The sequence below is a fragment of the Nonomuraea wenchangensis genome (assembly GCF_900111685.1).
Taxonomy (GTDB): domain Bacteria; phylum Actinomycetota; class Actinomycetes; order Streptosporangiales; family Streptosporangiaceae; genus Nonomuraea; species Nonomuraea wenchangensis.
This window is the reverse complement of the sequence record NZ_FOHX01000005.1, coordinates 60926-82922: the sequence shown is the minus strand read 5'-3', so window position 1 is coordinate 82922 and position 21997 is coordinate 60926. Positions and strand designations below refer to the sequence as shown.

Here is a 21997-nt window from a genome sequence, read left to right as displayed (position 1 = left end):
GTTTGCGGCAACGTATTCCCGTACAGCCTGCTTTGGAAGGGGGTCCGGGCCGGGAGTTTGTTGTTTCGGGTAACAATCCAGAAACGTAGGATCAACCTGCCGGACTCCTGGGCTTTAAGGCTGTGGCGCTTTTGAACGTGTTCAGCCAGCCGCGCTAGGCTTATCCCACTCACCTTGGGGGAAGCCGGATGAAGATCGTGATACCCGGGGGAACCGGGCAGGTCGGCACCATCCTCAGTCGCGCGCTGACCGCGGCGGGCCATGACGTCGTGATCCTGACCAGGCGGCCGGTGCGCGATCGCGACGTCCGCTGGGACGCCGAGACACTCGGCCCATGGGCGAAGGAGATCGACGGCAGCGACGTAGTGATCAACCTGGCCGGACGCAGCGTCAACTGTCGCTACACGCCTGACAATCTGCGGGCCATGATGGACTCGCGGGTGCGTTCCGCCCGGGTGGTGGGCGAGGCGGTCGCGGCCGCCGTACGGCCTCCCCAGGTCTGGCTTCAGATGAGCACCGCCACCGTTTACGCCCACCGCTTCGACGCCCCCAACGACGAGGTGACCGGCGAGCTCGGCGGCACCGAACCCGGCGTGCCGGGCTACTGGGCCTACAGCGTCGAGATCGCGAAAGCGTGGGAGCGGGCGCAGGAGCAAGCCGAGACCCCGCACACGCGCAAGGTCAGCATGCGCACCGCCATGGTGATGAGTCCCGACCGTGGCGGCGTCTTCGAGGTCCTGCTGCGGCTCGTGCGCCTCGGACTCGGCGGCCCGGTCGCCGGCGGCGCGCAGTACGTGTCCTGGATCCATGACCGCGACTTCGTCCGCGCCGTCGAGTTCCTGGCCGACCGGGATGACCTCGCCGGGCCGGTGAACCTCGCCGCTCCTGTCCCTTTACCGCAACGTACGTTCATGCGCGTGCTGCGCGCCGCGTGGGGTGTTCCCGTGGGCCTGCCCGCGACGAAGTGGATGGCCGAGCTCGGCGCGTTCGCGCTGCGCTCGGATACCGAACTCCTGCTGAAGAGTCGCCGCGTCGTCCCCGGTCGCCTGCTCGAAGCGGGCTTCGCCTTCGACCACCCGCGATGGCCGGAGGCCGCCGACGACCTCGTGCGACGCCTGCGCGACGGGCCTGGATCCACCATGTGAGCCTCGGCCCCCGGCACCGCGGCCACGACGAGCACGGCCGTCCGCAGCGCTCAGGAAGAAGAACATCGCGAGCGTGGCGCGGATCCGGGGCCCCTTGGCGGTCTGGTAGACCAGCGCGATGGGCGGCCCCGGGCTTGTTCTGGTTGTGATTCAGACAGGGCATGCTGGGGCGCCGGTCGACGTGATCAGGGGGCAGCAGTGGGGTGGCGCATCGCCGTCTTGGTCGGCATAGGTCTGGTCGTGGTCACGACGATTCCGGCAGCAGCGCCGGTCGGGGTGTCCTGCCTGATGTCGACCTCGTACACAGGCAAACTGATCGATGCCTGGATCGCCGAACACGCACCGGCGCCGGTGCACCAGCCGTACCTGCTCGTCATCGTGGACGAGCTCGCCGACCTGATGATGGTCGCCCCCAAGGACGTCGAGGACTCGATCGTGCGCATCACGCAGTTCGCCCGCGCCGCCGGCATCCACCTGGTGATCGCCACCCAGCGCCCCTCGGTGGACGTCGTCACCGGCCTGATCAAGGCCAACGTGCCGTCCCGGCTGGCGTTCGCCGTCTCCTCCCTCACCGACTCGCGGGTCATCCTCGACCAGCCCGGCGCTGACAAGCTGATCGGGCAGGGCGACGCCCTGTTCGTCCCCATGGGAGCCAGCAAGCCGATCCGCATCCAGAACGCGTTCGTGTCCGACAAGGAGATCGCCGGCATCGTCGCGCACTGCAAGGCGCAGGCCCGCGCCGACTACCGCGACGACATCGCGGCCAAGCCAGCCCGCCGCGAGATCGACGAGGAGATCGGCGACGACCTCGACCTGCTCGTCCAAGCCGCCGAGCTCGTCATCACCACCCAGTTCGGCTCCACGTCGATGCTCCAGCGCAAACTACGGGTCGGCTTCGCTAAGGCCGGACGGCTCATGGACCTGCTGGAGAGCCGCAACGTGGTCGGCCCGAGCGAAGGCTCCAAAGCCCGCGAGGTGCTCCTCAAGCCCGACGAGCTTCCCGACTTCTTGGCCACCCTCACCGACACCTCGGAGGTGTAGGTGTCTACGTTGCTCGCCGTGATCCGGCCTGGCGGGCGGACCCAGCGGTGCGATGCCCGCTGCTACGACGCCCACGAGGCCGAATGCACATGCGTGTGCGGTGGGCTCAACCACGGCGCCGGCTTCCACGACGCGCTGGAGAACACGCGCCGACTGCACCGGGAGTGGCTCGCGGCCGCCCACGACAAGGACCCCGAGATCCTGGGCGTTGAGATCGACCTCAACGCCCAGGGGTACGCGCTGTTTTAGAGCCTGTACGGAGTTCGAGCGGTGGGTGCAGCCCTCAAAGGAACCGGGCAGGTCTACGGCAGGTCCTGCGGGCCTTAGCACACACCGCGGCGCTCTGCCTGGGAGGGTTCCCAAGGGCTATGAATCGGAGGGCCGTGTCTTCTGCACCAAGTGGGCTGTGGCGCCTGCTCCTTCAACGCGATAGTCATCGACGATCCGGTCCATGCGCTCGACGATCTTGGCGATCTCAAGATCCTCGGTGATCTCAGGCACGTCAACGCGAGAAACGAGCTCTCCAGCCTGCAACGGCGCATGCGCTGACGGCGCATCCGATGGGTGGGCCGTAACACTCACGATGTAACCGTCCGCGGTATGAACTACCGTCAGATCCATTGCCAGCTCCTTAAGCTTTTCGCGTCTCAGTGACCCACACGGTTATAGACCGAATTGGATGAAAGCCGGTATTAGCGAACGTGACGTATAGATAGTTCTCGTTGGGGCCCGTCGCTGGCTTGGCTACCCAGGATACGTCCACCACGGATATGGCAGTCGTTTCATTCCGAATGGGATTCTCGGACACTCTAGTCCAAGGTACTGCCATGACGGTATAAACAGCTTCTGGGAGACCATTATCCATTCTGTACTGCCGGACGACGGTTCCGCCAGAAGGTAGGGGGGTAGTGCTGAAATTGTGAATAAAACCCCCGTGCCAGAACGTTTGTGTCGCCACCATAGTGAACTCCAATGCTTCCGAACCGTCCATCGCACCCGGCCATGACGCGACTTTTCCACGCTAGCCCCTCCCGTGGGCATAGGCCATGTTGGAACACCGTGAATGGGCTTGTGTTGAGATTCTCTAACTTGATCTTCAACTTGGGCCGCCGCAGCTTGCGATATATGAACTCTTCGTTTGACAACCTTGGGATATGTGCGCTCCAGCGATCTAGAGGCGCATTCTCGACTCGTTGCGAAGGATGCTCACAAGATGGCCAGCTTGACGAACAGGGCCATCCCACAGCATCTGGTCGCCTCCGAGCGGCCCTATAGGTCCGAACGCCACACAGGCCCTCCGGAGCCGATGACCGGCCAGGGACGGTACCTGGCCGACAGGCCTAGTCTGCGCGGTCATGTGCGATATCACCATCACCTGCGGCACCTGCACCACCCCCGACCCTGAGCCGGAGCCGCCCACGCCGTACCGGCCGCTCCGCCACCCCGACTTGAACGGCTGGGCCACCGCGTCCGCGCCCCCGGAGGCGGCCACCTCGACCCTGACGGTTCCGGCGCAGACCGCCACCATGTATACGGCCAAGGCGATCCTCCCTGCCGGGCGCACCCTCAGCTCCCTGTACGTCGCCGTCCACAGCCCCGCCACCGGGCGCCTCTCCGGCGAGGCCCGACTCGCTGTCTACGAAAGCGAATTCGGCCCCTTCCACCGGACGCCGGACCTGCCCGCCCTGTTCGGCCAGGTGGGGTTCCGCCGCGCCGAGCTCGAAACCCGCGTCGAGGCCAGCGACGAGGACCGGATCATCTACCTCGCGGCACTCATCCCGGCCTACACCGTCCCCCCGACCCTGCTGACCACCGCGCCCGTCCCGCCCACAGCAGTGCCTGACGACGCCTACCAACTCTGGGCTCCCATCTCCGGGCGACGCTGTGAGACCGCCTCCCGCAGCGCGCTGCCGGCCACGGTCGGCGGAGACTCCGGCTTCACCCCTGTGGACCGGATCGTCCTCCTCACCGCAGACGGCCCCTGGGCCGCCTGACCACCCCGGACCTACAGCTGCCCGGCTGCCGTCGCGCGCCGGGCAGCAGTAGGGGACGAGTTCAGCTTGCGCCACACGGTCATGATGCCCACGCCCATCTCGGCGGCGATCTCCCGATAGGTGACCTCGGCCGCCCGAATCTCGCGGCCGCGCGCGCAAAGGTCTCGGGAGATTCTGCGTGTCGAAATCGGCCTCGATGCGCAGGGGGAGGTGCCTTTCTAGGCGTCGCGACACTTCGGCACCAGCGAAGTCAAGGGTACGACCGGCCCAATGGTTCTAGTGACATAAATCACACCTGACAAACTTGCTGGCGCTAACGGAACACCCAGCCCATGGGTCAGACAGGGGCCCTTATGAGCACAGAGGGCTTGTCACGCCATAGCGCCTGACTGGTAACGGCGAGATAACGGCAGACCTGGAGTAGGCGAGATAGCTCGGATGGGGTCTTACCTGCGGTTCCACCACTAGTAGGTTCGCCTCGTCGCCTCAGAAAAGGTGCGGCGGCCCCCCGCTCGCGACAGGGGACCGCCGATTGACATTCCCTCTCTCGAAAGGATGTCGTGCATGACCCTACCCCCAGGGCCACCACCCCCTCCCGAGCCGTCCAGCCCTTCGCCGGCCGCACTGTTGACCGTCCGATCCGCCGTGATCTTCCTGGGCGCGTTCGTCACAGGAGGAACGATCGGCGCACTCACCTACTGGGCCAACCTCCCAGCACCCGCATCGATAGCCGCTGGGCTCGCAACCTTCGGTTCCGCAGTGCTCGGCTTGAACGCCATCATCCGCTGATAGCCGAACCGTCCCGCAACCCGGCACAACCCTCACAGGCCGCCTAGCTGGCCGCGCCATCCAGGGCGCGGCCAGCCGAGCCCGAGCCGGCACGCTCCGTCACCACCGAAAGTGAGACAGGGCCGTTAGTTTTACAGTCCCGAAGGGCCTCCTCCCATGGGGGAGGAGAGGGTCACAACTGAAGAGCTGGCGCGTTACGTGGTGGCGCTGAAGGGGTGCGACAGCGTCAAGTGATCAGCAGATTCCTTCCCAGGAGAACCGTGCGGCGGTGGTTTCCTTGGTTACGCCACCCGAGGGGACGTCACGGTCAGGTGTTCGCCAGCAGCTCGTTGACCTCGGAGTAGTCGAGGGCGTTGGTCAGCGTGGTGTAGGTGCCGCTGTCGAGCAGTTCGAGAGCCGCCCACCTGGCGACCGCATAGGCCGCCTCCGCGACGGAGGAGCCCAGGCTGATGCGCGCGATACCCTGCTCCGCCAGCGCCGCCACATCGGGTGCGCCCGGTCCGGCGAGCACGTTCACCGGTACGACCGCCTTCTCGACGAGGGTCGCGATCGTCGAGAGGTCTGTGAGACCTGGAACGAAGACGCCGTCGGCGCCGGCCTCGACGTAGGCCGCGGCACGGGCCAGCGTCTCGTCCAAGCGGACGGCGGGCTCGCCCACTGAGCGGAGGTAGGTATCGATGCGCGCGTTGATGAACAGCGGGATCCCGCTCTCGTCCGCGGCCCTGCGAGCGGCGCTGATCCGGGCCGCTTGTTCCTGGAGCGGCCGCAACGGCGTCGGCCCGCCGTGGTGGGCGTCCTCCAGATTGACTCCCACGGCCCTGGCGTCAAGCACGGCTCGTACGGTCTGCGCGACCCCGTCGGTGTCGTCGGCGTATCCGGCCTCGATATCGGCGCTCACGGGGACGTCGACGGCGTCCGCAACGCGTGCGACGACATCGAGGGCGAGGCGGCGGTCCAACCGGTCGCCATCGGGGGCGCCGAGGCTCCAGGCCACCCCCGCGCTGGTGGTGGCGATCGCGGAAGCCCCGGCGGCTTCGACGATGCGCGCGCTGGCGGCGTCCCAGGCGTTGGACAGCAGCAGCGGCCTGCCCGCGACGTGCAGGGAACGGAACAGCAGGGCCTTCTCAACGTGAGTCGTCATGGTGAGAGTCCACCAGCTCGCACCCCACCAGGTCTGGCGGTTTTGCGACGTCACCACAGGCTCGTCCCGCGGGCGACCTGCCCAGCGCCGCTGCCGCCCAGCAGGCGGGTTTCCGGGTCTGCCTTCGCGGCCACCGATTTCAGGATCCGGTCAGTGGTCGTAGGCGATCAGTGAGCGGACAGGACCTGCGTGATCACGTTCTGTGCGATGAGCCCGACGGCCGACACCGCGGCCACGACGAGCACGGCCGTACGCACCTTGCCGCCGTCGAGGTAGCGCCGCAGCGGCCCGGACACGAGGAACCCCAGCAGCATGGGGACGATCAGGGTCGCGCCCGTCGACAGGGCCCGGCCGGGCAGCTCCCCCACGATCGCCAGAATGACCAGCGACTGCACCGCGCTCAGGAAGAAGAACATGGCGAGCGTGGCGCGGATCTGGGGCCCCTTGGCGGTCTGGTAGACCAGCGCGATGGGCGGCCCCCCGATGCCCGTGGCGGTCCCGGTCACGCCCGAGACGAAGCCGGCCGAGGTGATGGTCGCGCCGTTGCGCGGCACGCTCACCGCCCTCGCGGTCAACGCCACCGCGACGAGCACCATGACCGCCACGAGGAGGCCGCGGCTGTACACGGAGACGTAGACGATGACGAGCGCGCCCAGGACGCTCCCCGGCACTCTGCCCAGCACCGCGAAGCCCAGCCCCCGCCAGTCCACCCTGCGCCACTCGACCGCCAGCGTGAACAGCGGCAACGTCGCGTTGACGACCTGGATGGCGCCCGGCATGAGGTCGGGATCGAGCAGGGTGAGCACGGGAGCCGCCACCAACCCCAGGCCGAACCCGACGCTGCCCTGCACCACCGCGCCGACGAAAACCGCTAAACCACCAAGGACCAGCACCAATGCCATATCAGTCACGCAGGAGAGTCAATCATCTTCACGGAGAGTAGCCACGCGTCGCCGGGAACGTGACCGGCCTGGGCGCCGCAGGGGTGACCGCCCTCGTCGGGCCGCGTGCGGTCGCTGGCTAAGCTGCCGATCGTGCGACCCCTCCCGATCAAGCGCGCCCTTGCCCTCGCCGCGGTCCTGGCGATCTCCCTGCCGCCCGCTCCGGCCGGGGCCGCCGCCCAGGATCCGTTCCCCCCGAAGGCGGGCAGGCTGGCGGTCACCTCGTGCCCGGAGCCGGCGATCAGCTCCGGGGGGATCCCGCGGACCCGTGAATACCTGCAGACCGTCGTCACGTGCCTGGACACGTCGTGGCGGGCGTACTTCCGCCAGGCCGGACGGACGTTCGGCAAGCCCGTCGTCCGCTACTACGAGGAGCCCGCCGACCGGGTGTGCGGCGGGGACTGGCCCGCGCAGGCGGCGGCGTTCTACTGCGTCGAGCGGCGCACGCTCGTCTTCCCGCTCACCGGGCCCTGGATCGAGAACCGCACGGACCTCTATCCGCTCAAGGTCGCCGCCCACGAGTACGGCCACCACGTGCAGCGCCTCATGGGCGTCGGCCTCCCGAAGGCGCGCGAGAGCGCGGCACGGCGCCGTTACGAGCTCCAGGCCGACTGCCTCGCCGGAGCGTTCCTGGGCAGCGTGTGGGGCTCGCTGGGGCGCACCGGGCAGGACTGGGCGGCCCTGGTCGAGGCCACCAGGGCGAGCGGCGACGACTTCGACGGCGTCCGCAGCCACGGCAAGGGCGCCGGCCGCGCCCGCTGGCTGGAGCGCGGCCACCGGGCCGGCTCCCCCGCCGCCTGCGACACCTGGTCCGCGCCCGCCGGGCGCGTCGCGTAGGGGAACGGCGAAGGCCGCCCGGCGGAGGGTGTTCCGCCGGGCGGCCTTGTCGGTTCGGGTGGTTCCCCCGATGCGGGGCGCGTGAGGATCACGCCCCAACCCCCGGCCCCCGCCCGGCTCATGACCGGGCGGCGACCGGGAAGATCACTTGGCCAGCAGCGAGCGCAGGACGTACTGCATGATGCCGCCGTGCCGGTAGTAGTCGGCCTCCCCCGGCGTGTCGATGCGCACGACGGCGTCGAACTCGACGTCGCCCGCCTTCACGTGCACGGTCTGCGGGATGCCGCCCTTGTTGAGCGCCTCGACGCCGGTGATGTCGAACGTCTCCTCGCCGGTCAGGCCCAGCGACGCCGCCGTGGCGCCCTCCGGGTACTGGAGCGGCAGCACGCCCATGCCGATGAGGTTGGAGCGGTGGATGCGCTCGTAGGACTCGGCGATGACCGCCCGGACGCCCAGCAGCGCCGTGCCCTTGGCCGCCCAGTCGCGCGAGGAGCCCGAGCCGTATTCCTTGCCGGCCAGCACCACCAGCGGCGTGCCCGCCGCGGCGTAGTTGACCGAGGCGTCGTAGATGAACGACACCGGGCTGTCGGGCTGGGTGAAGTCGCGGGTGTAGCCGCCCTCGGTGCCCGGCGCGATCTGGTTGCGCAGGCGGATGTTGGCGAACGTGCCGCGGATCATCACCTCGTGGTTGCCGCGCCGCGAGCCGTAGGAGTTGAAGTCCTTGACCTCGACCCCGTTGGCCTGCAGGTATTGGGCGGCCGGGGTGCCGACCTTGATCGAGCCGGCCGGCGAGATGTGGTCGGTGGTGACCGAGTCGCCGACCTTGACCAGGACGCGGGCGCCGCTGATGTCGGTCACGGGCTCCGGCTTCTCCGGCATGCCGTCGAAGTAGGGGGCCTTGCGGACGTAGGTGGAGTCGGGGTCCCACTCGAAGGTGTCGCCGGTCGGGATCGGCAGCGAGCGCCAGTGGTCGTCGCCCTTGAAGACGTCGGCGTAGTCGCGCTCGAACATCTCGCGGCCGATCGAGGAGTGGACGACCTCGGCGACCTCCTCCGGGGAGGGCCAGATGTCGCGCAGGTAGACCGGCTGACCGTCGTTGCCGACGCCGAGCGGCTCGGTGTCGAGGTCGAGGTCCATGGTGCCGGCCAGCGCGTACGCCACCACGAGCGGCGGCGAGGCCAGGTAGTTCATCTTGACGTCGGGGTTGATCCGGCCCTCGAAGTTGCGGTTGCCGGACAGCACGGCGGTGACCGCGAGGTCGTTGGCCTGGATGGCCTCGGAGATCTCCGGCAGCAGCGGCCCCGAGTTGCCGATGCAGGTGGTGCAGCCGTAGCCGACCAGGTTGAAGCCGATCTTGTCGAGGTAGGGCTGGAGGCCCGAGCGCTCGAAGTAGCCGGTGACGACCTGGGAGCCCGGCGCGAGCGAGGTCTTGACCCACGGCTTGCGGGTGAGGCCCTTGTCGACGGCGTTGCGGGCGAGCAGGGCCGCGCCGAGCATGACGTACGGGTTGGAGGTGTTGGTGCACGAGGTGATCGCGGCGATCGAGACGATGCCGTGGTCGATCTCGAACGACGTGCCGTCGGCCAGCGTGACGGGCACCGGCTTGTGCGGCCGGCCGCCGTTGGCGGTGGCGTTGGAGGCGGGCGCGTCGGAGGCCGGGAAGCTCTCCGCGCTGGCCTCGTCCACGCCGTCGCTCACGTAGTTGTCGACGTCGCGGCGCCAGGCGTCCTTGGCGTCGGACAGCGCGATGCGGTCCTGCGGGCGCTTGGGTCCGGCGATGGACGGGACGACCGTGCCGAGGTCGAGCTCGATGTACTCGGAGAACGCGGGCTCGGGCGCCGACGGGTCGAGCCACAGGCCCTGGGCCTTGGCGTAGGACTCGACGAGGGCGATCTGCTCCTCGGTGCGGCCGGTCAGGCGCAGGTAGTCGACGGTCTGGCCGTCGATCGGGAAGATCGCGCAGGTGGAGCCGAACTCGGGGCTCATGTTGCCGATGGTGGCCCGGTCGGCCAGCGGCACCGAGGAGACGCCCTCGCCGTAGAACTCGACGAACTTGCCGACCACGCCGTGCTTGCGCAGCATCTCGGTGATGGTCAGCACCAGGTCGGTGGCGGTGGCGCCGGCGGGCAGCTTGCCGTTGAGCTTGAAGCCGACCACGCGCGGGATGAGCATGGAGATCGGCTGGCCGAGCATCGCGGCCTCGGCCTCGATGCCGCCGACGCCCCAGCCGAGCACGCCGATGCCGTTCTCCATCGTGGTGTGGGAGTCGGTGCCGACGCAGGTGTCGGGGTAGGCCTTGCCGTCGCGGATCATGACGACCCTGGCCAGGTGCTCGATGTTGACCTGGTGGACGATGCCGGTGCCGGGCGGGACGACCTTGAACTCGTCGAAGGCGGTCTGGCCCCAGCGCAGGAACTGGTAGCGCTCGCGGTTGCGCTCGTACTCGCGCTCGACGTTGCGCTGGAAGGCGTCGGGGTGGCCGAAGTAGTCGACGATCACGGAGTGGTCGATGACCATCTCGGCCGGGGCGAGCGGGTTGATGCGGGCCGCGTCGCCGCCGAGGTCGCGGACGGCCTCGCGCATGGTGGCGAGGTCGACGACGCAGGGCACGCCGGTGAAGTCCTGCATGATGACGCGCGCCGGGGTGAACTGGATCTCGACACTGGGCGCGGCGTTGGGGTCCCAGGAGCCCAGCGCGCGGATGTGGTCGGCGGTGATGTTCGCGCCGTCCTCCGTGCGCAGGAGGTTCTCCAGGAGGATCTTCAGGCTGTACGGGAGGCGTGCGGCGCCCTCGACGGCATCCAGCCGGAAAATCTCATATGACGCGTCGCCGACGCGCAGCGTGTCACGGGCGCCGAAGCTGTTCGCGGACACGGTGATTCGCCTCCTCATCAGACCGGTGTTCACTCAAATCCTGCCGCACAGCCGGAACCACTCGTACGTTAGGTACGCCTAACTCCACGGCCGGAGGCGGATGTCTCGACGTCAAGATATTACTAGGATATCTCGACATCAAGTTAAACCGGCGCGAGCCGCCAGAAGAGCAGGCCGATGATCGCCACCGACAGGACCGGGGCCAGGATCTTCTGCTCGAACTTCTTGCCGGTCTTGATGCCTATCTTCCACGGCAGCACGAACTTCACCCCGAGCGGCCATAACACCGGGCAGCCGCGCTCGGTCATGCAGTCGCCGACAACGTGGATCAGGCAGCCGACGCCGACCGCCAGGCCGAGCCAGGCGTAGCCCACGCCGAGGGAGAGGAAGACGGCGTAGAGACCGGCGGTCATGCCGATGTTGACCATCGCCGAGCCCAGCTTGTTGCCCGGGATGCCGACGCCGATCGCGCGTAACGCGAGGCCGATGAGCAGCACGACCATGACGTCACGGCCGATGGGATAGGTGTTGGCCAGCCAGTGCGCGCCGAACCCGAGCGCGACGGCGAAGGCCAGCGAGTGGGTGGCCCCCCGGTGGCCGCCGGCGAGCCACGACACGCCCTTGCTCATCAGCCAGGTGACCGGCCCGAAGGTCTGGGCGATCGTCGCGCTGGGATGGTCGAGGTCGGGCAGCATCGCCGCGCCCGCGCAGATGATGGCGCCGGCGATCAGCTCGGCGGGACCGAGCGCGCCGGCCATGATGCCGGTCTCGATGAACCGGGAGGATTCGCTCAACAGCGGCAGGGCGGCCAGCGGTGGCGCCAGCCCCAGCCAGGCGATGGCCCCGGTCATCGCATGTGTATGCCCCATCATGATCGGGATTTTAACGGCCGGCGCTCCTCGCGGGCGGCTCGGCCGCTCAGACCCGTCGCGCTCCCTCGCAAAACTTCCGGAAACGCAGACGAGGTCGTCTCCACGGCGACAGCACCCCCCAGCCCTGCCGACGCGGAACGACCTCGTCTGCTCTGTTCAACGGCTTCATCCCCGATCCTGTTCCCCGATTCCGCAACTTTTTCGTGATCTGGCTCACGTCGGTCTGGGGCTTGCTGGCGACACAGTAGCGATATATCGTTGATGCATCGAGAAAGAATCACGATATAGGGGGAAACCTATGAGTTCCGCACAGGCAGCGCCCGGCCCCTGGCCCGGCGCGCACGACTACAAGCGAGCCGCCCGTGAGGCGTTCAAGGCCATGACCGACGCCTTCGAGGAGATGGGCGGCCACCGGCACCGCAGGCACGAGCACCGGCACGAGCACAGGGAGCGCGGCAGGAGAGGCGGGCCCGGCGGTCCGTTCGGACCCGGAGGACCGTTCGGGCCCGGGGGCCCCTTCGGCGGAGGACCGTTCGGCGGCGGTGGCCCCTTCGGGCCCGGCGGGCCGTTCGGCGGCCACCACGGCTGGGGCGGCCGGGGCCGCAAGGCCAAGCGCGGCGACGTCCGCGCCGCCATCCTGGCCCTGCTCGCCGAGGAGCCGCGCAACGGCTACCAGATCATCCAGGAGATCGCCGAGCGCAGCGAGGGCGGCTGGAAGCCCAGCCCCGGCGCCGTCTACCCGGCGCTCCAGCAGCTCACCGACGAGGGCCTGGTCATCTCCGAGGAGACCGAGGGCCGCAAGAGCTTCCGTCTCACCGACGAGGGCCGCGCCTACATCGAGGCGCACCCCGACGAGGTCCGCACCCCGTGGGACGAGATGCGCCCCGACATCGACGACAACGTCACCGAGCTGTGGCAGATCGGCCGCCAGTCGGCCTTCGCGATGATGCAGATTCTCCAGACCGGGAACGACGCACAGATCCGCGAAGCGCGTAAGACTTTGGTGGAGACCCGGCGCAAGCTCTACCAAATCCTGGCCGACGGCGACCCGGGCGACGAGTGACCCTGCGAGGCCAACGGAGCGAGGAGCCAGGCATGGACCCGAACGACCTCCGCATCGGCGACGCCGAGCGCGAGCAGACGATGGCCGCCCTGCGCGATCACTTCGCCGAGGGCCGCCTGACCCGCGAGGAACTCGACGAGCGGCTGGACCACGCGCTGACCGCCAGGACCGCCCGTGACCTCGCCCAGGTCACGGCCGACCTCCCCGGTGCCCGGCCCGCGACCCGGCACCGGGTGCCGGAATACATGAAGCCCCCTCCACTTCCCGGCATGGGCGACTGGCACGAGGCGATGCACGCCCATCGCCACCAGATGCACCAGGTGCACCACGAGATGCGCCGGGCGCGCAGGGAGATGCGCGACCAGATGCGCGGCCAGTGGAAGCACGGCCCGGCGCGCCACCACCGGCACCACGGGCCGCACCCGTTCGTCGGGCTGCTCTTCGTCATCGTGATCATCGGTTTCGCGGTGGGCGGCTTCGGCGTCTTCAAGGTGCTGTTCGGCGTGTGGCTGGTGGCCATGCTCTTCAGCCTGGTCCGCCGGCGCGCCCACCACCGCGGCTGAGCGAGCCCGCGCGGATCGTTTTTGGGCCTTGACCCTGTCAGGGACGCCATTGATGATCTGGGCGGGTTCTCCAGCCGGCGAAGGGAGCCGCATGACCGAGCACGGCGCGTCGAACACGGTCGAGCACCCGGGCCATGATCCGGCCCGGGGAGTCGCGGGCGACCCGTTCGCCGCCGTGGCGCACGCCGACGCCCTCGTCCTCGACGCGGAGGGCTACCACGCCGCCTTCGACCGCGACCACGCCGTGACCGCCGAGCCGATGTGGAAGCTGGAACGCGCGCAGACCTTCTACGAGCCGGACGTGGCGAGCTGGCGGGCCATGATGGACGGCGACTGGGCGGGCTCCCTCGCGCTGGTCGCGGAGATGGCGGACCCGCTGCGCCGCTACTTCATGAGCCGGGTGCCGGTCCGGCGGGTGCGCGTGGCGGAGTTCCCCGTCACGGCTTACCTGCAGTGGGAGATGCACGTGCTGGCCGTGCGGGCGCGCGCGGGATCGCCGTGCAAGGTGCTGCCGGCCGCCCGGGTCGCGCACCTCGACCCGCTGCCCGAGCTGGTCGTCTTCGGCCCGTCCCTCATGTACGAGGTGCTCTACGACGAGTACGGCGGCTGCCGCGGCGGACGCCGGATCACCGACGCCCGCGTCGTGGGCCCCTGCCTGGCTGCGGTGCGCGCGCTCTTCGCCGCCGGCGAGGACGTGCTCGCCTTCCACGAGCGCGAGATCGCGCCGCTGCCGCCGCCCGCCGTCACCGACGCGATGCGGGCCGCGGTGCCCGCCTACGGGCACCGCACCGAGGAGTTCAGGGTCTGAACAGCGCGCCGCCCGGCTCGTTGACGCACCGCAGCACCGGGAAGCCGGTCAGCGCGGCGGCGTCCAGCTCCTTCGCCGTGGTGACGTGGAAGACCGCGCTCTCGCCGGGCAGCAACGTGACGAGCTGGTCGTCGACGCCCGCGGCCGGGTCCAGCCGGTCGGGGAAGATCGCCAGCTCGCGCAGCACGGTGTGCGCGGTGACGGTCACCCGGTAGCCGTCCGGCTCGGGCGTCGCGTCGGCGTCCCAGGCCGCCGGGGGGAACGCGACGGCCGGGTCCTCGGCGTAGAAACGCACCAGGCGGACCGCGCCGAGCCGGGCCGACAGCAGCTCGCGCGCCGGGTCGTCGGCGGCGGCCACCGACGGCGGCAGCGCCACCCTGGTCACCGCGCGCGGGGCCACGTGCACGGCGACGACCTCCTTGGCCAGCGGCTCGCCGGTCAGCCGGCGCCGGACCAGCTCCAGCTCGCCCGACCACGCCTGCGGGGCGTCGTTGACCACGGCCAGGTCGCCGTCCAGCATGGTGATCATCCGGTCGGCGTAGGCGCGGCGCAGGGCGTGCCAGAGCGGCTTGCGCCGCCCGTCGCCGTCCACCGCCGCCCACGACGTGACCGGCCAGCAGTCGTTGAGCTGCCAGACGACGGTGCCCATGGTGTGCGGCATGAGCGCGCGGAAGCGCTCCACGCCGAACGCCACCGCCCGCGCCTGGTTGAGCTGGGTCAGGTAGTGCCAGTCGTCGAACGTGCCCGGCCGCGGCAGGTGCCCGCCGAGCCCGCGCAGCAGCTTCTCCTGCCCGTCCACGGCCTTCTGGTGGGCGGAGCGGGGGGTCAGCGGCTCGTCGGAGGAGGCCCGGCGCAGGGTCGCGTACGCCGGCGGCCCCTGGAAGCCGAACTCGGCGACGAAACGCGGCCGGTAGGCGGCGTAACGCGTGTAGTCCTCGCGGTTCCAGACGTCCCAGATGTGGACGGTGCCGCGGGCGGGGTCGTTCGGCGGCAGGCCGGGCGCGCCCGAGTAGGGGCTGCCCGGCCAGTACGGCCGCGTCGGGTCCAGCTCGGCCACGATGCCCGGCAGCAGGTCGTGGTAGAAGCCGGCGCCCCAGCTCCGCCCCTGGAGCCGGTCGCGCCAGCCCCAGTCGGCGTGGCCCTCCAGGTTCTCGTTGTTGCCGCACCACAGCACCAGGCTGGGGTGCGGGGCCAGGCGGGTGACGTTCTCGCGGGCCTCGGCGGCGACCTCCGACCGGAACGGCTCCTCCTCGGGGTAGGCGGAGCAGGCGAACGGGAAGTCCTGCCAGACCATCAGGCCGAGCTCGTCGGCGAGGTCGTAGAAGTCGTCGCTCTCGTACAGGCCGCCGCCCCAGACCCGCAGCAGGTTGACGCCGGCGTCGAGGGCCTGCCCGAACCGCTCGGCCAGCCGCTCCCTCGTCACGCGGGACGGGAAGCAGTCGTCGGGGATCCAGTTGACGCCCCTGACGTAGACGGGGCTGCCGTTGACCTTGAACCGGAACGCCTCCCGTTCCAGCTCCACCGAGCGGAAGCCGATCCTGCCGTGCCACTCGTCCTCGCCGAGCCGTACCGTCAGGTCGTAGAGCGGCTGGTCGCCGTGGCCGCGCGGCCACCACAGGTCGGGGCGGGGCACCTTGAGCGCGAGCACGGCCGAGCGGCCGTCGATGCGCCGCTCGGCGGTGACCCCGGCGACCTCGGCAGACAGCGTGAGCGGCCCCTCGGCGGTGCGCTCGACCCGGACGTGCACCCGCACCGTCCCGTCGGCGTCGGCCAGGGGGCGCACCTCGGCCAGCCGGGCGCCGCTCCAGCTCTCCAGCCCGATCGGCCGCCAGATGCCGGCCGTGACCAGTGTGGGGCCCCAGTCCCAGCCGAAGTTGCAGGCCATCTTGCGGATGAACGCGTACGGCTCGTCGTAGGCGCCCGGCCGCTCCCCGAGCGCCGCCCGCTGTTCCTCGGCGTAGGCGTAGGCGGAGCGGAAGGTGACCGTCAGCTCGTTGGCCCCGTGGCGCAGCAGGTGGCGGACGGGGAAGCGGTAGGAGCGGTGCTGGTTGGCGGTGCCGCCGACGCGCACGCCGTTGAGCGTGATCTCGGCGACGGTGTCGAGCCCGCGGCACACCAGGTCCGTACGCTCGTGCTCGTCCGGCGACCAGGCGAACGTGGTCCGGTAGGTCCAGTCCCTGCGGCCGATCCAGGCCAGCCGGCGCTCGTTGTCGTCGAGGTAGGGGTCGTCGATGAGCCCGGCGGCGAGCAGGTCGGTGTGCACGCAGCCGGGCACGGTGGCCGGGACCCCGGTGATGAGATCCGCGGCGTCCCGCGACGACAGGGTCCAGCCGTCGTGCAGCGGACGGTGGTTCAAGTGAGATCTCCTTAACAGGTCTTCGACCGGGCGCACGCGACGAGGTGGCCCGGGGCGGCCTCCAGCAGGCCGCCGGAGGCCCCGCGCTCGTGGTAGAGGCAGGTGCCCGGGTCCTCGGCGTCGGCCCAATCCTCGTGCAGGCGCGGCACGGCCGACAGCAGCTCCCGCGTGTAGGGATGGAGCGGGTCGCCGAAGACGTCCCCGGTCGGGCCCATCTCCACCACCGCGCCCTCGCGCAGCACGATCGTCCGCTCGGCCAGGTAGTTGCCGAGCGACAGGTCGTGCGTGATGTAGAGCACGCCGAGGCCGCGCGTCTTCAGCTCGGCCAGCAGGTTGAGCACGTCGATGCGGGTGGAGGCGTCCAGCATGCTGGTGATCTCGTCGGCCACCAGCAGGCGGATCTCCAGCAGCAGCGCGCGGGCGATGAGCAGGCGCTGGAGCTGGCCGCCGCTGAGCTGGTGGGGGAACTTGCCGAGCACCTGGTCGGGGTTGAGCCGCACGTCGCGCAGCGCCGTACGGACCCGCTCGGCCCACTCCCCCTCGGGCACGCCGGGATGGTACGACTCCTTGATCATCGCGAACACCCGGTCGGCCTTGAACACCGGGTTGAACGAGCTGAACGGGTCCTGGAAGATGCCCTGGACGTCGCGGTAGTAGTCCTTGCCGGCCCGCGCCGGCCGCCCGTCGAAGGTGATCGTGCCGCCGGTGGCCCGGCTGAGCCCGAGGATCAGGCGGCCGAGCGTGCTCTTGCCGCTGCCGCTCTCCCCGATGAGGGAGACGACCTCGCCGGGCGCGACGTCGAAGCTGACGTCCTTGACGGCGGTGACGGTACGGCCGCCGAACGCGCCGATCCTGAACACCTTGGTGACGTGGTCGAGTCTCAGCATCATGCCTTCCAGCAGGCGACGTGGTGGCCGGGCGCGACCTCGGCCACGGGCGGCTCCTCTGCGCACTCGTCCCCGGCCAGCGGGCAGCGGGCGCGGAAACGGCAGCCGGGGGGCGGGTCGAGCAGCGACGGCGGGCTGCCGGCGATGCCCTCCAGCCGCCGCTCGGCGTAGCGGACGCCGACCTCGGGCAGCGAGTCGACGAGGAGCCTGGTGTACGGGTGCCGGGGCGCCTTGACGAGCGCGTCGGCGGGGGCCTTCTCGGCGAGGCGGCCCGCGTACATGACCATGATCGTGTCGGCGATGTGGTGGGTGAGCGCGATGTCGTGGGTGACGAAGATCATGCTCTTGACGTAGCCGCTGTCGCGGAAGCCGAGCAGCGCGCGGGCGACGGCCTTCTGGGTGGAGACGTCGAGCGCGGAGGTGACCTCGTCGGCGATGAGCAGTGACGGGTCGAGCAGCGTGGAGATGACCATGACCATGCGCTGCTTCATGCCGCCGGACAGCTCGATCGGATAGCGGTCGAGCACCTCGCGCGGCAGCCCGACCTGGTCCATGCGGCGCTCCAGCTCGGCGGCGTCGAGCGCGGCGCCGCGCGAGCGCAGCAGCTCGCCGACCATCCTGCGGATCTTGCGGGTGGGGTTGAGGGCGCTCATCGCGTACTGCGGGATGAGGGAGACCTCCTTGAAGCGGAAGTCGTTCATCGCCCGGTCGTCGGCGATCGGCAGCTCGCGCCCGTCGAGCACGACCCGGCCGCCGACGTGCCGCATGCGGCCGTCCATGCGGATGAGGGACTTGCCCAGGGTGCTCTTGCCGCAGCCGGACTCGCCGACCAGGCCGAGGATCTCTCCGTCGCCGAGCTCGAAGGACATGCCGTCGAGCGCGCGCACGTCGCCCCTGAGCGTCCGGTAGTGGACCCTCAGCTCGCTGACCTGAAGGCTCATGTCTCCCTCAACTTCGGGTTGAAGACCTCGTCGAGGCCGACGTTGGCGACGTACAGGGCGCCGACGATGGCGGTGATGGCGGCGCCCGGCGGCACGAACCACCACCACATGCCTAACTGGAGCGCGCTCCACTGGTTGGCGTTCTGCAACATCAGGCCCAGCGAGACGCCTTCGGTGGGGCCGAGGCCGATGAAGTCCAGCGACGAGGCGATGAGCACCGAACCGCCGAAGAGCAGGATGAACGTCATGAACAGGTAGGAGCTCATGTTCGGCGCGATCTCCCTGGCGATGATCCGCCCGGTGCCCGACCCGCTCATCCTGGCCAGGTCCACGAACTCGCGGGTGCGCAGCGAGAACGTCTGCGCCCGGATCGCCCGCGCCGCCCACGGCCACTGCGTCAGCCCGATGAACAGGCCCTGCACGGCCACGCTGCGGATGCCCAGGTAGGCGTTGACGATCAGCAGGACGGCCAGGCTGGGGATGACCAGGACGATGTTGGTCAGCATGTTGAGCACCTCGTCCACCAGGCCGCCGACGTAGCCGGCCACGAAGCCGACGACCATCCCGATGACCGCGGCGATGCCGCCGCCGACCACGCCCACGGCGAAGGTGGCACGCAGGCCGTGCACGAACTGGGCGAAGATGTCCTGGCCGAAGGTGGTGGTGCCGAACCAGTGCTCGCCGGTGGGCGGGCTCATCGCCTTGACGCTGTACTCGTTGGGCGCGGCGGCCACGAACAGCGGGCCGATCAGGCCCAGCAGGAGCAGCGCCAGGACGATCGTCAGGCCGGTCATGAGCTTGCCGTTGCGCACCGCGAAGTAGAGCGCCTCGCGCCGGACCGCGGCCCGCTCGCGCGGCACGGCTTCCTGGATCGTCGTCATGCCTGCGCACCCGCCATTCCCGCCCTGGTCCGAGGATCGACCACGACGTAGACGATGTCGATGATGAAGTTGGCGATCAGCACGCCGAGCACGATGAACAGGAACGCGCCCTGGAGGAGGAAGAAGTCCTTGTTCTGGATGGCCTTGAGAATGAGGCTGCCGAGACCCGGGTAGGCGAAGACGATCTCGGTGACCAGCGCGCCGGCCACCAGCACGCCGAGCTGCAGGGCCAGGCCGGTGATCTGGGGCAGGACGGCGTTGCGGAAGGCATATCTGCGGATGAGCCGGGCGGGCGCGCCGAGCGCCGACAGGTAGGTCGAGTAGTCCGACTCCAGCTCATAGATGATCATGTTCCGCATGCCGATCGCCCAGCCGCCCAGCGCCACCAGGAACAGCGACAGGAACGGCAGCGTCCAGTGGTGCAGCAGGTCGAGGAAGAACGTCCACGACAGGTTGGGGCGCATGGAGAAGCTGTAGCCGCCGGCCACCGGGAAGAGCCCGGCGATCACGCCGAGCGCCCAGGCCAGCAGCACCGCCAGCCACATGTACGGCATCGCCGTCAGCACGTAGCCGACCGGCAGGACGGTGTTGTCGAGCAGCTTGCGGCGGGCCGCGTACGCGCCGAACTGGTTGCCGACGACCCAGCTCAGCAGCACCGACGGGACGACCAGCGCCAGCGTGTACGGCACCGCGCCGCCGATCACCTGGCTCACCGGCGTCGGGAACAGCCAGATGCTGGTGCCGAAGTCGCCGCGCAGCAGCGCGCCCCAGAAGTTGGCGTACTGGGTGAGCAGCGGCTGGTCCAGGCCGAAGAGGTTGTTGTAGTAGGCCCGCATCGCCTCGACGGCCTCGGGCTTGGTGACGTTGGCCCGCGCGACCATGCTGGCGACCGGGTCGCCCGGCATGAAGCGCGGGATCATCCAGTTGACCGTGACGGCGACGAAGAACGTCAGCCCGTAGATGAGCAGTTTCCTGCCGAAGTATCGACGCACGTGATCTGTCTCCGTGAGGGCCCCGCTCCCCGGCGCCGGGGAGCGGGGGCTTCGAGGGTCCGGCTAGGAGGCGGCGGGCTGGATCTGGGTGAGGGTCTCGAACCCGCCCAGCTCCAGCCAGTTGCGCCACATCACGGCGGGGGTCTTCGGCGCGCTCCCGGCCTCGGCCGGCCAGTTCTTCCACACCGAGGTGCTGGACTGCGCCCAGAGGCCGTTGTACCAGAGCGGGATCACCGGCAGGTCGTCCAGGTGGATCTGCTGGAGCTGGGAGATGATCTTCTGCATGCCGGCGGTGTCGTCGGTCTTGACCTGGTCGAGCTGCTGGACGAGGTCCCAGGCCTTCTTGTTCTCGTAGCGGCCGAAGTTCACCGTGTTCTGCTGCTTCTGGATCGGCAGCTGGAACAGGTACTCGTAGTACGTGTACGGCGAGTTCGACAGCTGCCGCTCGTTGTTGATCACCAGGTCGAAGTCGCCCTTGCCGCGCTTCTCCACCAGGGCGTTGAAGTCCGGGAAGTCGGGGGTGATCTGGATGCCGGCGGCCTTGGCGCTGGCGGCGATCGAGCGGGCCGACTCCATCCAGTCGGTCCAGCCGGACGGGACGATGAGGGACAGGCTGATCTTGGAGCCGTCCTTGTTCTCGACGTACCCGTCGCCGTCGCCGTCCTTGTAGCCGGCGTCGGCGAGCAGCTTCTTGGCCTTGGCGGCGTCGAAGGCGAAGCCCGACTTCGCGACCACGTCCTGGTCGACGTACTTGTCCCACTGCGGCAGCAGGCCGGTCGGGCTCGCGGCCTTGACGAGGTTGCCGTAGACGCCTTCGACGATCTTCTTGACGTCGATCGAGGAGGCGAGGGCCTTGCGGAAGGCGGGGTCGTCCATCGGCTTTTTGGCGGTGTTGGGCACCAGCCAGGCGGTGTTGGCCGACAGCATGTACGGCGGCTCGTTGTAGTAGGTGGTCAGCCCGAAGTTGCCCTGGACCAGGTTGGCCACGCCGGGCAGGAAGTTGTTGCTGAGGTCGAGGCCCTTCTGCAGCAGCAGGCCCATCGCGACCTCGTTGCTCGGGGTGGCGATGTCGACGATGTAGCGGGGCTTGGGCTCCATGTTGAGCGCGGTCTTGCCCCACCAGTCGTCGCGGCGCTGCAGGGTCACGCGGTCCTGGTCCTTGCTCAGGAACTTGTACGCGCCCGTGCCGACCGGGTTCTCGTTGATCCCGTCCAGGACCTCCTTCTCGGACCGGTCCTTCCAGATGTGCTCGGGGACCATCGTGCGCGTGTAGAGCATGAAGTCCCACTCCTGGTAGTTGGCCGTGGAGAAGGTGAAGCGCGCGGTCTGGTCGTCGACCGCCTCCGCCTTCTGCAGCCAGTTCCACAGGTTGTGGTACGGAATCGTCTCCATCTTGCCGAGCTCGAAGGAGAAGACGACGTCCTTGGCCGTGAACGGCTGCCCGTCGGACCACTTGATTCCGGGGCGCAGCTTGATCTCGTAGGTGGTGTCGTCCGTCCACGAGCCGCTCTCCGCCAGCCAGGGCGTGAGCTTGGCGGCGGTGGTGTCGTAGTGGAACAGCGACTCGTACACCAGGCCCTTGGTGCCGACGGCCGAGTCCCACTCCCTGATCGGGTTGAAGTTGGCCGGCGGGCCCCACTGGGTGCCGGTGGTGTAGAGGGTCTCGCCGCGAGGGAGCTGGTTCGGGTCGGCGTCGGCCGGCGCGCCCTGGCTCTGGCCCTGGCTGGGGGCGGGGCCGGTCGGGGTGGAGGGGCCGCCGCTGCAGGCCGTGACGGCGAGCAGGCCCGCCGCGAGGAGCGGGATGATCTTCCTAGGCCGGTTACGCATCGCTTCTCTCCTTCCTTCGCGTGGGGGCGCGAAGGTTCCTACGAG

19 protein-coding genes are annotated in these 21997 nt (G+C 69.4%); 8 read left to right on the top strand and 11 right to left on the bottom strand.

Annotated features, from left to right (window positions below; all coding sequences use genetic code 11):
* The first annotated feature begins 188 nt into the window (after window positions 1-188).
* From BMW85_RS16160 to BMW85_RS16150, 3 genes are all read left to right on the top strand, one after another.
* Window positions 189-1145 (top strand): TIGR01777 family oxidoreductase, encoded by a 957-nt coding sequence (locus BMW85_RS16160; RefSeq protein ID WP_091082056.1) that lies wholly within the window; start codon window positions 189-191, stop codon window positions 1143-1145.
* 288 nt (window positions 1146-1433) lie between these two features.
* On the top strand, window positions 1434-2186 hold the full coding sequence (locus BMW85_RS16155) for a DNA translocase FtsK (RefSeq protein ID WP_342743416.1): 753 nt from the start codon (window positions 1434-1436) through the stop codon (window positions 2184-2186).
* Window positions 2187-2435 carry a hypothetical protein gene (locus tag BMW85_RS16150; protein ID WP_091082055.1) on the top strand — a complete coding sequence of 83 codons (249 nt, stop codon included), beginning with the start codon at window positions 2187-2189 and terminating at the stop codon, window positions 2433-2435.
* A 117-nt stretch (window positions 2436-2552) separates the two neighbouring features.
* On the opposite strand, the gene BMW85_RS16145 is transcribed toward BMW85_RS16150, so the two are convergent.
* A complete protein-coding gene (locus tag BMW85_RS16145; RefSeq protein WP_091082054.1) occupies window positions 2553-2807 on the bottom strand; it encodes a hypothetical protein in 255 nt (84 codons plus the stop codon).
* 734 nt (window positions 2808-3541) lie between these two features.
* Here BMW85_RS16145 and BMW85_RS16140 point away from each other — a divergent pair.
* Window positions 3542-4180, top strand: a complete 639-nt coding sequence (locus BMW85_RS16140; protein ID WP_091082053.1) for a hypothetical protein — start codon at window positions 3542-3544, stop codon at window positions 4178-4180.
* 1096 nt (window positions 4181-5276) lie between these two features.
* Here the strand turns inward: BMW85_RS16140 and BMW85_RS16135 are convergent.
* Together BMW85_RS16135 and BMW85_RS16130 are read right to left on the bottom strand one after the other, a co-directional pair.
* The gene (locus BMW85_RS16135; protein ID WP_091082051.1) at window positions 5277-6110 is read right to left on the bottom strand and encodes an isocitrate lyase/PEP mutase family protein; all 834 of its coding nucleotides are present in this window, start codon (window positions 6108-6110) and stop codon (window positions 5277-5279) included.
* A gap of 167 nt (window positions 6111-6277) precedes the next feature.
* The gene (locus BMW85_RS16130; protein WP_342743423.1) at window positions 6278-7012 is read right to left on the bottom strand and encodes a sulfite exporter TauE/SafE family protein; all 735 of its coding nucleotides are present in this window, start codon (window positions 7010-7012) and stop codon (window positions 6278-6280) included.
* Window positions 7013-7144: 132 nt separating this feature from the next.
* Here BMW85_RS16130 and BMW85_RS16125 point away from each other — a divergent pair, with 132 nt between their 5' ends.
* Window positions 7145-7888: a neutral zinc metallopeptidase gene (locus BMW85_RS16125; protein ID WP_091082860.1), complete on the top strand. Its 744-nt coding sequence runs from the start codon at window positions 7145-7147 to the stop codon at window positions 7886-7888.
* Between the two features lie 144 nt (window positions 7889-8032).
* On the opposite strand, the gene acnA is transcribed toward BMW85_RS16125, so the two are convergent.
* Window positions 8033-10762 carry an aconitate hydratase AcnA gene (gene acnA, locus BMW85_RS16120; RefSeq protein ID WP_091082049.1) on the bottom strand — a complete coding sequence of 910 codons (2730 nt, stop codon included), beginning with the start codon at window positions 10760-10762 and terminating at the stop codon, window positions 8033-8035.
* A 143-nt stretch (window positions 10763-10905) separates the two neighbouring features.
* A complete protein-coding gene (locus BMW85_RS16115; protein WP_091082048.1) occupies window positions 10906-11634 on the bottom strand; it encodes a metal-dependent hydrolase in 729 nt (242 codons plus the stop codon).
* 298 nt (window positions 11635-11932) lie between these two features.
* Between BMW85_RS16115 and BMW85_RS16110 the strand changes: the two genes are divergently transcribed.
* From BMW85_RS16110 to BMW85_RS16100, 3 genes are all read left to right on the top strand, one after another.
* The gene (locus tag BMW85_RS16110) at window positions 11933-12697 is read left to right on the top strand and encodes a PadR family transcriptional regulator (protein WP_091082046.1); all 765 of its coding nucleotides are present in this window, start codon (window positions 11933-11935) and stop codon (window positions 12695-12697) included.
* 32 nt (window positions 12698-12729) lie between these two features.
* Window positions 12730-13260 carry a DUF1707 SHOCT-like domain-containing protein gene (locus BMW85_RS51930; RefSeq protein WP_091082045.1) on the top strand — a complete coding sequence of 177 codons (531 nt, stop codon included), beginning with the start codon at window positions 12730-12732 and terminating at the stop codon, window positions 13258-13260.
* Between the two features lie 91 nt (window positions 13261-13351).
* Window positions 13352-14068, top strand: coding sequence for a DUF6879 family protein (locus BMW85_RS16100; RefSeq protein WP_091082043.1), 717 nt, complete (start codon window positions 13352-13354; stop codon window positions 14066-14068).
* Here BMW85_RS16100 and BMW85_RS16095 read toward each other — a convergent pair.
* The 6 genes from BMW85_RS16095 to BMW85_RS16070 all read right to left on the bottom strand — a co-directional run bounded on the left by BMW85_RS16095 (window position 14058) and on the right by BMW85_RS16070 (window position 21952).
* Window positions 14058-16424 (bottom strand): glycoside hydrolase family 2 protein, encoded by a 2367-nt coding sequence (locus BMW85_RS16095; RefSeq protein WP_091082042.1) that lies wholly within the window; start codon window positions 16422-16424, stop codon window positions 14058-14060. The genes BMW85_RS16100 and BMW85_RS16095 overlap by 11 nt on opposite strands.
* An 11-nt stretch (window positions 16425-16435) precedes the next feature.
* Entirely contained in the window at window positions 16436-17311 is an 876-nt protein-coding gene (locus BMW85_RS16090; protein WP_091082040.1) for an ABC transporter ATP-binding protein, read from the bottom strand.
* Window positions 17311-18252, bottom strand: coding sequence for an ABC transporter ATP-binding protein (locus BMW85_RS16085; protein ID WP_091082039.1), 942 nt, complete (start codon window positions 18250-18252; stop codon window positions 17311-17313). Before BMW85_RS16085 ends, BMW85_RS16090 begins: the two co-directional genes overlap by 1 nt.
* The gene (locus tag BMW85_RS16080; RefSeq protein ID WP_091082037.1) at window positions 18249-19133 is read right to left on the bottom strand and encodes an ABC transporter permease; all 885 of its coding nucleotides are present in this window, start codon (window positions 19131-19133) and stop codon (window positions 18249-18251) included. Before BMW85_RS16080 ends, BMW85_RS16085 begins: the two co-directional genes overlap by 4 nt.
* A complete protein-coding gene (locus BMW85_RS16075) occupies window positions 19130-20125 on the bottom strand; it encodes an ABC transporter permease (protein WP_091082036.1) in 996 nt (331 codons plus the stop codon). The genes BMW85_RS16080 and BMW85_RS16075 overlap by 4 nt, the downstream gene beginning before the upstream one ends.
* Window positions 20126-20188: 63 nt before the next feature.
* The gene (locus BMW85_RS16070; RefSeq protein ID WP_091082034.1) at window positions 20189-21952 is read right to left on the bottom strand and encodes an ABC transporter substrate-binding protein; all 1764 of its coding nucleotides are present in this window, start codon (window positions 21950-21952) and stop codon (window positions 20189-20191) included.
* Window positions 21953-21997: the final 45 nt, after the last annotated feature.

Bases quoted from the DNA above. Each gene is read 5' to 3' on its own strand.
- BMW85_RS16160 (WP_091082056.1), top strand. From the start codon at position 189: ATGAAGATCGTGATACCCGGGGGAACCGGGCAGGTCGGCACCATCCTC.
- BMW85_RS16155 (WP_342743416.1), top strand. From the start codon at position 1,434: ATGTCGACCTCGTACACAGGCAAACTGATCGATGCCTGGATCGCCGAA.
- BMW85_RS16145 (WP_091082054.1), bottom strand. From the start codon at position 2,807: ATGGATCTGACGGTAGTTCATACCGCGGACGGTTACATCGTGAGTGTT.
- BMW85_RS16140 (WP_091082053.1), top strand. From the start codon at position 3,542: ATGTGCGATATCACCATCACCTGCGGCACCTGCACCACCCCCGACCCT.
- BMW85_RS16135 (WP_091082051.1), bottom strand. From the start codon at position 6,110: ATGACGACTCACGTTGAGAAGGCCCTGCTGTTCCGTTCCCTGCACGTC.
- BMW85_RS16130 (WP_342743423.1), bottom strand. From the start codon at position 7,012: ATGGCATTGGTGCTGGTCCTTGGTGGTTTAGCGGTTTTCGTCGGCGCG.
- BMW85_RS16115 (WP_091082048.1), bottom strand. From the start codon at position 11,634: ATGATGGGGCATACACATGCGATGACCGGGGCCATCGCCTGGCTGGGG.
- BMW85_RS16110 (WP_091082046.1), top strand. From the start codon at position 11,933: ATGAGTTCCGCACAGGCAGCGCCCGGCCCCTGGCCCGGCGCGCACGAC.
- BMW85_RS51930 (WP_091082045.1), top strand. From the start codon at position 12,730: ATGGACCCGAACGACCTCCGCATCGGCGACGCCGAGCGCGAGCAGACG.
- BMW85_RS16100 (WP_091082043.1), top strand. From the start codon at position 13,352: ATGACCGAGCACGGCGCGTCGAACACGGTCGAGCACCCGGGCCATGAT.
- BMW85_RS16090 (WP_091082040.1), bottom strand. From the start codon at position 17,311: ATGCTGAGACTCGACCACGTCACCAAGGTGTTCAGGATCGGCGCGTTC.
- BMW85_RS16085 (WP_091082039.1), bottom strand. From the start codon at position 18,252: ATGAGCCTTCAGGTCAGCGAGCTGAGGGTCCACTACCGGACGCTCAGG.
- BMW85_RS16080 (WP_091082037.1), bottom strand. From the start codon at position 19,133: ATGACGACGATCCAGGAAGCCGTGCCGCGCGAGCGGGCCGCGGTCCGG.
- BMW85_RS16070 (WP_091082034.1), bottom strand. From the start codon at position 21,952: ATGCGTAACCGGCCTAGGAAGATCATCCCGCTCCTCGCGGCGGGCCTG.